10 protein-coding genes and 1 pseudogene are annotated in these 11,155 nt (G+C 60.7%); 4 read left to right on the plus strand and 7 right to left on the minus strand.

The features are described 5' to 3' along the window. Positions 1–298 (plus strand): annotated as a pseudogene (locus BN11_RS20295) (IS1634 family transposase); the annotation flags it as partial. A gap of 148 nt (positions 299–446) precedes the next feature. On the opposite strand, the gene BN11_RS22205 reads toward BN11_RS20295, so the two are convergent. The 6 genes from BN11_RS22205 to BN11_RS20315 all read right to left on the minus strand — a co-directional run bounded on the left by BN11_RS22205 (position 447) and on the right by BN11_RS20315 (position 8,478). Beyond that, entirely contained in the window at positions 447–1,544 is a 1,098-nt protein-coding gene (locus tag BN11_RS22205; RefSeq protein WP_083433916.1) for a 5'-methylthioadenosine/S-adenosylhomocysteine nucleosidase family protein, read from the minus strand. 2 nt (positions 1,545–1,546) lie between these two features. Then, on the minus strand, positions 1,547–3,253 hold the full coding sequence (locus BN11_RS23225; protein WP_157044310.1) for a hypothetical protein: 1,707 nt from the start codon (positions 3,251–3,253) through the stop codon (positions 1,547–1,549). Then, positions 3,250–4,464, minus strand: a complete 1,215-nt coding sequence (locus BN11_RS23230) for a hypothetical protein (RefSeq protein WP_157044311.1) — start codon at positions 4,462–4,464, stop codon at positions 3,250–3,252. Before BN11_RS23230 ends, BN11_RS23225 begins: the two co-directional genes overlap by 4 nt. Positions 4,465–4,890: 426 nt before the next feature. Beyond that, entirely contained in the window at positions 4,891–6,912 is a 2,022-nt protein-coding gene (locus BN11_RS20305) for a V-type ATP synthase subunit E family protein (protein ID WP_157044312.1), read from the minus strand. After that, a complete protein-coding gene (locus tag BN11_RS20310) occupies positions 6,909–7,493 on the minus strand; it encodes an ABC-three component system middle component 2 (protein WP_048700246.1) in 585 nt (194 codons plus the stop codon). The genes BN11_RS20305 and BN11_RS20310 overlap by 4 nt, the downstream gene beginning before the upstream one ends. After that, complete coding sequence (locus tag BN11_RS20315; protein WP_048700248.1) at positions 7,486–8,478, minus strand: hypothetical protein; 993 nt, start codon at positions 8,476–8,478, stop codon at positions 7,486–7,488. The genes BN11_RS20310 and BN11_RS20315 overlap by 8 nt, the downstream gene beginning before the upstream one ends. A gap of 420 nt (positions 8,479–8,898) precedes the next feature. Between BN11_RS20315 and BN11_RS20320 the strand changes: the two genes are divergently transcribed. Both BN11_RS20320 and BN11_RS20325 read left to right on the plus strand, forming a co-directional pair. Continuing rightward, positions 8,899–9,129 (plus strand): hypothetical protein, encoded by a 231-nt coding sequence (locus BN11_RS20320; protein ID WP_157044313.1) that lies wholly within the window; start codon positions 8,899–8,901, stop codon positions 9,127–9,129. After that, complete coding sequence (locus tag BN11_RS20325) at positions 9,126–9,338, plus strand: helix-turn-helix domain-containing protein (RefSeq protein ID WP_048700252.1); 213 nt, start codon at positions 9,126–9,128, stop codon at positions 9,336–9,338. Before BN11_RS20320 ends, BN11_RS20325 begins: the two co-directional genes overlap by 4 nt. A 38-nt stretch (positions 9,339–9,376) precedes the next feature. On the opposite strand, the gene BN11_RS20330 is transcribed toward BN11_RS20325, so the two are convergent. Beyond that, positions 9,377–10,558: a tyrosine-type recombinase/integrase gene (locus BN11_RS20330; RefSeq protein WP_083433917.1), complete on the minus strand. Its 1,182-nt coding sequence runs from the start codon at positions 10,556–10,558 to the stop codon at positions 9,377–9,379. Between the two features lie 138 nt (positions 10,559–10,696). Here BN11_RS20330 and BN11_RS20335 point away from each other — a divergent pair. After that, a partial coding sequence (locus BN11_RS20335; protein ID WP_048700224.1) for an IS256 family transposase occupies positions 10,697–11,155 on the plus strand: 459 nt, incomplete at its 3' end.

Genomic DNA, 11,155 nt, shown 5'->3' on the forward strand with positions numbered 1-11,155 from the left:
CTGGCAGGTCGAGGCGTCGTTCCGGATGTCCAAGAGCGACCTACGCGCCCGACCGATCTTCCACCACACCAAAGACGCGATCGAGGCCCACCTGACCATCGTCTTCGCCGCGCTGGCCATCTCCCGGCGCCTCCAAGACCAGACCGGCATGAGCATCAAGAAGATCGTGCGCGCGCTCCGCCCGATCCAGCAGATCACCATCACCATCGCCGGCCACCCCCACACCGCGGCCGACTCCCTCACTGACGCCGCCCGAGACATCCTCATCGCCACAGGCCACGAGCCCGCGACACACTAAATTGGCACGACTCGGGTCGAATGCGGTCGGAGCCAAGCCAGGGCTATGGGATGGGGCGGTGACGGCGCAATCCCGAGAGCGACATGTGGCGAGACAACATGTACACCTCAGCCTCGCTGCAGATTGAGTTCCGTCTGACTCCATCTATCTAAGGAGATGAAGGGAGGACAAGCGGAACTCGCGCCGAGAAAATGTGATCTCGAACAAAAGAGGCAGCCACGAAGGTTGCGGCATATTGCCACCCTTTCCCTCGCGCTCCCTCCTGAGCCTTGCCGCGAAGGACAGTCACGTCCGCGGTTCCATAGTCGGCGATTCCTCGCAGGACAATCCAGGGAACGCGAAGGTAGGCGCATGCGGCCGCAAATCCTGCGCCTTCCATCTCCGCAGCGAGAGCCTTGTCGTTGATCTTCTCCTTTAGTTCCCTCAGGGATCCATCCTCGATGAGGCGACTTCCAGCCAACACTACACCAGGCTTTATCCGCGGCTTCCAAGACCTGGTCAAGCGCTCGGGATCGCCCCGTTCGATTCCATGAAAACCCTTTGACGCACGTAACTGCGAAGCGCACTCAGTGGCCCAATTAGGGTGGCCCGCGAGTAATTGGGCAATCGACTGGTGGGAGCGTATGTCGGCAGCATAAGCCTTGGCGCGGGGGAAATACTTGCGGACCGCTAGGCGCGCAAACTCATATGCCACTACCCATGTGGAAACGACTACATCTCCCTTCCGTACGCTACCTTCTAGACCTGCGGCCATCCCAACCATCACAGCTGTCCGGAACCGTTGTTGACCAAAAATGCGCAGAACCTCAATCGCGGACTCAACATTCCCGTCGGTCCCTACGACCGCTAATCCAATTTGGAGCCCATCATGCGTCCACGTCCAGAGACGGCATCCTTCCCCCAGGTCAAGATCCGGCGGTCCGGTCAACCCGAAGACATCCATGCACGCCTTCAGTTCGACTTCCTTGACCGTGAGTACGAGTAGGTCCAACACATGAGGCGCATCGGTGATCAAACTCTGATCGGCGGACATCTCCAGGACCCTCTCTCCCAACGCTCTTGCTGAAGCGTCCGACATCCCAAGCAGAGCTAGACCAGCCAGGTTGGCGGCACGCGAATCACCAGAAACAAGCCAATCGATGTACTGTTCTCCAATGAGACCCCGTAATGGGTCATCGATGTCGAGGCTTTGCAGTGCGGTCCGCACGGCCACAGCGAACTGCTCGTTGTGCTCTGCGCTGACCATGTCTAAACCTCTTCCTGCACGGCGCGCCAGCGCCGTAGATGAAAGAACGGAGTCCCCGCCGGCGGATCACTTAAAGCCAGATTGAAAACACAACCCGTGAGATCCACACTCCGACCGAGTTCACGCTTAACGAGCGTACCAAGAGAAAGCAAAGTTGAATAGGTCACGGTCGCCTCGTCAAACACAACTAATGTTTCTGCTTGATGTCTGCGAAGCTTCCTGGTCACTTCAGCATCAAGGCCGTCACCACCTGAGATAGCCATCCGCGGCACACGGAGAACCGCGGTATTACATCGGTGGAGCAGCGCTCGCGAGATAGGCCCGATACCAGTTTCCTCGTCCGGCACCACAACGAGCATCGCGTCGCGAGTCGAGTTCGGTACCAAGCGCAGGATCTTTTGAACTACAAGTTCTCCAATATAATGCGCATCCCACGGGCTCATTCTCTCAAGGACGGGATAATACCTTCTCGGTGCCCTACTAGGCGGCACAAATGACTCTTTGCCCACGCCACATTCTCGAAGCAGAGACCAGACTGTCGAAGTCTGCAAGCGCTCATCACGTAGCGGCCCAGCGGGTAAGTCATTGACTTCGCCTAATGCGCTGGCAGCTCTGACAAGCCAGTCCTCGGGTCCGAGCAAGTCAAGCGCTGCCTGATAGAACACCTCGACATCAAGTTGGGATCCCGCGTATTCCAGACTACTCGCCCCGAGGGTCCCATCATAAGAGCCTGCTCGGAGCTCACGTCTATCCCCGACGATGATTGCGAAGATTTGGCTTCGACTAAGAAGTGGGCGACCGACCGCCTCGACGGTTCTCATCGCGGCGCGTCCACTCGAGAAGGCAGGAATGATAAAGGCAACAGTAGAAGTCTCATCTTTGAGGGCCTCGGCCACATGAGCGGCGTGCCTGTTTTGGGGCTTCGTCAGCGTTCCAGCCTGAAACGAGAGCCATTCATCAGTATCTATGATCGCGACCGGGGAGCGCGAAGACAACTTCACGCTTACAGCCCGAACGAGGGACGGGAACCAATCCCCCGAAATGGTTGCATCATAAACTACCACCCGAGGTCCATATGCTTGCAGCGCATTCAGAAGCCGGCGTTCAAGGAGGTCTGAACCAGCATCTGTGGGTTCGTAGTAGAAAGAATAAAACGAACTGTCTTTCCCTTGATTTCGAAAGACGCCGCGTCTGCGAAGGATTTCTCGGTCGATGTCCGGAGCCACGGGAGGGTGTGACTTCAGCGCATCGACGACATGGGTGGCATCTCCGCCACCAAGCGTCCTGCCCGCCTCATCAACAACTATAAGACGGGTCTTGAGTTCCGGCAAATTCATCAAGTCCGCAATTTGATCTACGGGGACTGGCAGTTCCTCCATCAAGATGACGATATCTGCGCTGCCCGACGAGATGGGTTCAGTCACGAGCAGGAGCCACACCAGAGAGTCGAGCACCTGATAGCTTCGGAGAGCATCTGTGGGAAAACTCGCGTCGATGAAGATGACTCCATGTGGCTCAGTCTCAGAGTGGAGGAGTTGCGCAATATCATCAATATGTTCGTCATCGGTAACGTCAAGCATGAACTCAATGTCGAGGCTTAGGCCTGGCTCGTCTCCGAAAGCCGCTTCCATGAGTGAGGAGGACTCCGCCAGTGATCGACCAACTAGCGTGTCGGAGGCGGGCCGTATCCGGACGAGGACGTCGCTCATGTCTCTTCCTCCATGCCGCGCCGCAAAGGAATCTCAAGAAACAGAAGGTTCCCTTGGATGGGCCAAGCCTCCTTCGGCCTGTAGAAGATGTCGACTTGGTATGTGTCGCGTTCAGGGCCCGCTTTCATGAGCATCCGGTATGAGCCGACCCAGTACCGAATCGTTCCACCCCAAAGGTCGAGGACGTTGCGTCGTATGTACTTCAGGCCCATGCCGGGATAGTTGTCAGTGTCCCCATCTCTTAGGCCTTGACCTGTCTCTTCGAGGGGACGATCAGGGAGAGACGATACGCCAGCCATGAAGGCGATCACTGAGAGCCATGGGAAGCCGCGGTCTATATGGTCGGGTCTGGGATTGAGGTGGCGGACTTCCTCTTTACCATTGGCTCGGACCAGACGGACTCGGAAGGATTCGTGGAGAAAGCCGAATACCGGTGAGACGATTGGGAGTCCCTGATCCATTCGGCGCTGCAGGGTTAGGGCGATGGGGCTTCCGTCATCCCATATCCCGATTTGTAGACGAGGCGAGTCGTCTGGGACGCGCGGAAGGACAATTTGGGACGATGTGTAAGCCATTTGGGCGCCGGGGTGCATGGCGGCATTTAGGACGGCCTCGAGAATGACCATCTTCCCAAGTCGCTCGCCTGTGTCACCTAGGTAGGCCTCAAGAATCGCCTTGAAGTGTCGCTCTAGCCATGCGTCGCGTGCAACGGTCGCCGCCCGGAAGGGGTTTGTGGTCAAGGAGATTGGTGTCAGTTCGAAGTGTGTTGAAGACAGGAGTTCTGCCATCCCGCCTCCGGGAAGGTCAATGACCTTAACATACCGCGGAAACTCTGTCGTGAGAGATTTCCAAACATTCTTACTTCTTCGAGTGAGAAGCTGTTCGAACGGCTTACCTGCAACATTCGAGATGAACTCTGGAAACTTCCACGCGCGGATGAAGTCTAAGACGTGGGAAACGGTTGGAAGATCGTAGAGAGTATCCAAGCCTCTCAGGGATCGGAACCTCGTTATAGCGCCCAAATGCAGAAGGGAGTCGTGGTCTAGATAGTCCAAGGCGCTCAAATCGAAGATAAGGTTGTCTTTGCTGGAAGTCGATCTTGATGTGAAGACTCTCCAGGATTTGTCAATAGCCAGGCCATCAGCGTAATGCCTGGCAGTCTGCATAGCCTCGCCGTCTACCAGTCTCTTGTGAAGAACGACCCGCGTCATGAGGCTCCTGACAGGTTAATGTCTGTTGGTGTGGTCATTTCATGTTCGCGGAAAAGTCGGATAGCCATACAAAGTATTCGATCGCATTCGCGCGCGTCCTCCTCATACTGTCCCTCTGCCATGTCAAGAAGGATGGACTGTCTTGGCCGTGAGACTTCCTGGCGAAACGCGCACGAGTGGACTGGATGCGGAAGCACCACTGAATCCGCTTCGAAGAGTAGTGGGAACCGGTCCGACGACCAGCGCTGGCCGGCTGGCTTGGTGTTGTCGGGACGCAAAAGAAGGGCCAAGAGGGCGAGCGGGCGCCCGAGACCATCCGCTGCCTGAAGCGACGCATCTCCGACGGCATGGCTCGCAAGGAGGGTGGTTGGATCTGGCGGGTCCCCCTGGCCGGATTCCTGAAAGGCGCTTGCGATCGCGGCAGCGCTAGTCCACGGCGTCATGGATCAATCCATACGGCGGGCGTCGACGATCCCGGGAGTAGCGAACAACGACGTCGGCATCAACAGACGTTGGCGGGCTGTTGTCGACGATTACGACTTGCGCCCCTTGCCCATTCCCGTGCAGCCAACTCCGTACGTGAGAGTAGAAATTCTCTACCAATCGGGAGTCGGAGAATTCGGTGTCACCAAGATCCGCCGCGCGGTGTCCCAGGTTCTTCTGTGGGCTATCGATCATAAGTAGCTGCACCCCCGCCTCCCCCTGCTCAAAGGCCAGCTCAAAGATCGCCAGATGCCATGCCAAACTGATCAGGACCAGCCCCCCGCTACTGGCGGCGTGATACGGCAGTCCACGAACATGCGGCACAAGGTCGGTGCCGACATGGGCCAGGTCCAGTTTGGGGTAGCCGAAGTCCTGCAGGATATGGGTGAAGCGTTGGGAGATGGCCGAAACCACCGCCTCTCGATCAGGTCGAGACCTTTGCTCCGTGCGCTCTGTCCTAAGCCGTGAGGCGTGGCCAGCCAGCCGGTCCGCCTCGGCCTTCGCGGCCGCTACCCGATCCCAGAGACGCAGTCCAGCTTCCGCCCGCTGGAGTTCGCCTGCCATCCGTGATCGGACACGGAGCGCTTCATCGCGTGCCGCGAGAAACGGCGCAGGAAGGTCAGTGACTTGTTCTAAGGCCTCCGACACTCTCACGAGTTCCCTAGCCGCCTGGGCACTTTCGGTCCGAAGTCCAGCAAGGTCGACGTCCATGCGGTTCCAATAGTCGGACAACTCGTCCAATCGCCGGTTGACCGCGCGTAGTTCCGCCTCAATGACCGCCGTTCCAACCGGAGCGTCGCCAGCTACTTGTACTGCGCCCGAGTTCGGTGTACTGGCATCGGATGTCGGCAAGGTCGAGCCGCAAAGCGAGCAGTTGCCACCGTGCATAGTTGGGGACTCTGCGAGCCGCATCAAGCACGCGGGGCACACCTGGACATGCAGGGGATCGAAAGCTCGCTCGGCCTCCTTCAGAAACGTGAGCTTCTTCTTGTCATCGGCATACTGACTGCGGAGGGCCGCAAGCCGGTCAAGCAAGCTGACGCGGTCACGTACGCGAAGATCAGCCTTCCGGGAGTTAAGTGATGCTACCTCAAGAGCGGACCGCAGTTCCTCTGTCTGCCTTTCGGTCGCCAGTTGGCCCTCATCCATCAACCGGATCTGTTCCTCAGCCTGAGCGATATGCTCGGATGCCTCGTCCTTGACCCGCTTTAGTTCTAATGGGCCTTCGGGATACTCCTCAATCACAACTGTCTCGAGCGCAGTAGCATCCCTAGCAGCTACGCGGGCTGCCTCTGCCGCATGCGCGATCCGCGCCCCCAAGTCCGTCCCAGCGGCGTCATGGACGCCAAAGATGACGTCGACCAATTGGCGGAATTTCTGGCGAACCATGTGAGGACTGTGCTCGAACGCGAGGTTCTTATTGTCCAGGCGCTCGTTAGGAACCCACATAATTCGAAAGACGTCGCGAATGCTCAGGAGTTGTATGGGCGAGTCCTCGCGTGTGGGCGCCTCGGGTAGCGCCACGTTGTCAAGGCCGCAGGCGCTCAAGACGAACTGAGACAGACTGTTCGGGTCCGAAGGAGGCTCGATGACATAGCGCTGCTCGGTCGCAGACTGAATGTTGTCGACGTGGGTGCTCCAGACGGACGCAAACTTTGATGGTGCCCCGACAGCGCTCCGCTCGATGGTATGGACCTGTTCATCGAGTTCGGCCACAAGGATCGCCGACCGCACCTTGTCGATGATCTCTGGATGCTGGGGATGTTCGTTGTCCCCAAGGCAATAGCGCACGAAGTCCGCCACGCTTGTCTTGCCAGTCTGGCTCTCACCCGCGATCACGCACAGCGGGAGCCAGCGGGAACGAGAAGCGTTTTGGAATGAGACGGCGTAGCTCTCTGCGCTGCCTGCGCGCCCCGCTAAGCGCAGTTCCAAGAGACGGATGCCCGTTGGCGCACGTTCAGTCATCTGTGGCCCTCCGTGCTGGACGTGGTGAGGTCACCCACATCCGCGAAGAGATCCAGCCACAAGGAGGACTCTCCTAACCAACTTTGGGCGACTCGCGTCAGTCGTTTATCGCTGAGAGGCACCAGTCTTCGTAATGCCAGGGCTGCTGAGGTGCGATAGCTATCTGCATAGACTGATTCAAACTGGGACGACACAGTGGAGCCGGCTGACGTGATCCGATAGCCCTCATCCGAGAGCTCAACAAGGCCATAAGAAACAAGAAGAGCTAAGTCATGTCGCAGGCGTTCCCGCCTATTGACGAACCGAGCACCCGGCGCGGTGTAGGACAACTGCTTCTGTCGAAAACCAGCCAACCGCATCTCGGTCGCCGCCTTCTGGTCGCCAGCGTCTGAGTCACCCAGCATCAAGAATGGGTTCGCGGCGAAGAAGTCGTAGTACCCAAGACGATCAATGGTGTGTACCGGCTTCCCTTGCTCAGTCGCGACCGCTACGAGCAGCAGGAGCTGGCCTAGCCGGAACCGCTGGTAGTCATCCGGTGCCTGCGGGACAGGCGATGACAAGTCCAGTGAGTGATCAGGCATCGGATGACCCTCTGGCGGCTGCAAGCATCGAATCGACAACCCTATGCGCGTCAGGCCCCGTGTGGGACGCAGCAACCTCGCTCCAATGTCTGACCCATCCAGCCGCACGGTCTTCAACCAGGCGATGTGCCACTCCCTTGCGATGGGACGGGCGCAGGCTCAGCCCATAGGGATCGGGGCAGCATTCAGCCGCGGTCAGCACCGCATCGACCAATCCCGCCATGCGCCCTTCGTGGTCCCACTGCGCCTGGTTGTACTTTGACTCCCACGCGGCTTGCACCTCCAGGTGCAGCTCCCGAAGAGCCTGCACCGTTTCTGTGTTCTTGCGTGTAGCGATGTCGCGCGCGAGGGCTTCCGCTGCGAAGAACATGCCCCGCGCAGCGTCGGTCGCACCCCAGCCGGCCTCCTCCAGTTGCCGCACGAACAGCGCGTCTGTGAGGGGCGCAACGTCCGTAGTCTGCATAACAGGCTCAGGTGAAGCGACGCCCCCGGGGAAGTAGTCCCGATATGTCTGCTCGCCGTCCGGCGATGCTAGAAGCCGTCTAAGGCGGACCCCATTCCAGAGGTCGATCGTTAGCCCGTACTGCTTCTCCTGTCGACCCCGCCATCCGTCGAACCATCGTTGGCCTTCAGGACTGAGGATGCAGGGCACGCACAGGGTCCACGCAGATACGGTCACGTCATGTGCTTGTGCATGGGTCATCAGGCTCTTGAACGAGTTCCTGATCTCGCCCGGGTGGCTGTCCTGATTCCATGCCCGGAAGTACTTGGACTGCCATACAACGACGTCATCGTCCAAGCGACCGACAAAGGTGTCGATTCCCCAGTCCCGACCACCCGGCCCAGCCACCTCGTTGGCCGCAGGGTGCACGACGCTGACAAGAGCAGTCACCAAGCTCTGGAAGCGAGATCGAGCATTGGCCTCTCCTCCAGCGTGCCCCTCAAAGAGCATGAAGAGCGCTGGCGGCTCCGCCAAGTCAGCCATCGCTCCCCTCCTGCACGATCTGCGTTATCGATGCGCACGAACTGAATTAGCACAAGAAAGCCAGAAACGGGCGCTTTCGATTCCTGAGAGTACTCATCCTACTGTCTCCAGCACCGCCGCGACGGACATGTGGGCCCAGGGGACCCCGCGCTGCGGTCGGCATCAGGATCAACGCGCGAGTCCATACGTGCGTGATCGCGCTGGTCAGCCACCAACGATGGACGGCAACCCGCCCCATCCTCAGGGCCGAGCCTCCAGCCGTCCATAGGACGTAGACGTCCACGGTGAACCCTCAGAACGGTTTCGGCGGCTTTGGGTGAGTGACATCAGTCTCCTCTGATGTCGATCTGTGGCCGCACTCGTGACTCCTCATCGGGTCATCGGGTGCGTATGGAGTACAGCACCGAACAGGAGGAACCCGTGAGACCGATTGAGATCCCTACTGACTGGAGTGACGACGCGCTCCTGCACTTCGAGGAGTTCTGCTCACTCATCCACACGCCGCAGCGCACCGTCCGCGACTGGCGACGCCGAGGAGTGGGCCCGCGCTGGACCCGCATCAACGGCGTCGGCCGGCTCTACATCACCGTCGGCGAAGCCCGCCGTTTCCTTCGATCCGCAACCACCGAGCCCAGGAGGACAAACCCATGAGCGAGCAGCCCACCACCCGCGCGATCTACGTCAGCCTTTCCGAGGCCGCCAAGTGCCTATCGGTGTCGGTCAAGACCGTACGCAGGCTCATCGCCGACGGCGTCATCGCCGGCTATCGCGTTGGACCGAAGAGCCTGCGCGTCAAGGTCGACGACCTCGAGAACGTCGGCAAACGCATCCCCTCGGCGAACTGGCACCGCCTCCGCTGACCGCGCCACAAGCCGCGGCACGGCCACACGCCCACGAGTCAGGACGTCGACCGCCCTTCAATCCACGCCTGGTAGGTGGCGCCGATCTGGTCGGCCAGCAGCTTGTCCCGGTCGAGGGTGGCGTGCTGATAGATCGCCATCGCGGCCTGGGAGGCGTGGCCGGCGCGGGCCTGCAGCTCCGCGGCGGTCGCGCCGTGCTGGCCGGCGATCGTCAGCGCCGTGTGCCGGAGGTGGTGGATCGTCAGGTCCGGCCGGTCGGCGGCATTGCGCGCCTCACGGAACCGGTCCATGAGGAAGCGCGTACTCATGTGGTCGGTCCGGTCCCCCGGGAAGAGCAGGCCTTCCCCGCCGGGAGCGGCGTACTCGAGCAGGTGACGCTGGAGCATCGGGAGGAACGGTGGCGGGACGTGCACGACCCGGGTGCCACTCCTCGTCTTCGGCGGGCCGATCCCCCGGCCACAGTTCGGACACGGGTTCGAGGCACCGGGAAGGGGTTCCTTGTCGACCTTGCGCGAGACCGAGACCCGCCCCGCGATGCCGTCGATGTCCGAGCGCCGCAGCTCGAGCAGCTCCCCCTCGCGCAGCCCGACGAACGCCGCGAGCACGATGAACAGCCGCAGCCGCTGCGGCATGGCGTCGACGATCGCGCTGATCTCCTCGAGCGTTGCCGGACTGACGACCCGCGTAACCGGCGCCGAGCCGGCCCCGCGGATCTTCGGCGGCGCGCGGAAGATCAGCTCCTCCTCCTCGGCCGCGACAAGGATCGCGCGCAGCAGCCGGTACGCCGCAGCGTTGCTCGACTCGGTCTGCGAGTCCATCGAGGCGCGCCACCGCTTGATCTCCGAGAGCGTCACGTCGACCAGCGGCATGTCGGCGAACCACGGCAGGATCCGGGTCCTCAGCAGGATCCGGTAGGCCCTGACCGTCGTGGCCCGCAGACCGCGCTCGGCGAGGAAACGCTCGGCGTAGCCGCCGACGGTGTTGAACTCCGCCTCGCGCCGGCGTTTTTCCTCCGCCGCCTTGCGCATAGTCGGTGGCGTCCACTCGTCACGGTCGATGAGCCACCGCTCCGCCGCAAGCCACGCCTCGGCGTCCATCTTCGTCCAGAACGTGCGCGAGTGACGGGTGCCGTCCGGCATCGCGTAGCGGGCGCGGTAGCTCACCTTGCCCGTTGCGGCAACCCGTCGCTCGACCTCTCCAAATCCTCGTCGCCTGGCCATCCGGACCTCCGTTTCTATCCCCTTGCCTCCGTCTTTCACGGGGCAGCGGTTTGATGACGTGAGGTGCGCGGAGGAGACTGTCCGATTAACGGTGTAACTGGCCCGACACGCCAACGAGGTTGGCGAGGAAGGTCAGTGATGACCGAGACACTGCCGAGCGTGAGCTCGATGCCGAAGGAAGCGAAGAAGACCAGGAGGGTTTCCCGTTCGGAGACCGAGCGGGCTGCGGTGCGGGAGTTGGTCAAGGCCGCCCGCGCCCGCGGTGAGGACCTGACCGGCCCGGACGGGCTATTGAAGATCTTGACCAAGGACGTGCTCGAGATCGCTCTCGAGGAGGAGATGACCGAGCACCTCGGCTACGACAAACACGCAGCCGAGGGAAGGAATAATGCCAACTCCCGCAACGGAACTCGCGCCAAGACGGTGACCACCCCCGCGGCCGGGGAGGTGGTGATCGAGGTCCCGCGGGACCGGGACGGCACGTTCGAGCCGGTCATCGTCAAGAAGCGGCAGCGCCGCCTGAACGACGTGGACGCGGTGGTGTTGTCGTTGTTCGCCCGCGGGTTGACGACCGGGGAGATCAGCGCGCACTTCGCC

Source organism: Nostocoides australiense Ben110 (assembly GCF_001050535.1).
Taxonomy (GTDB): domain Bacteria; phylum Actinomycetota; class Actinomycetes; order Actinomycetales; family Dermatophilaceae; genus Nostocoides_A; species Nostocoides_A australiense.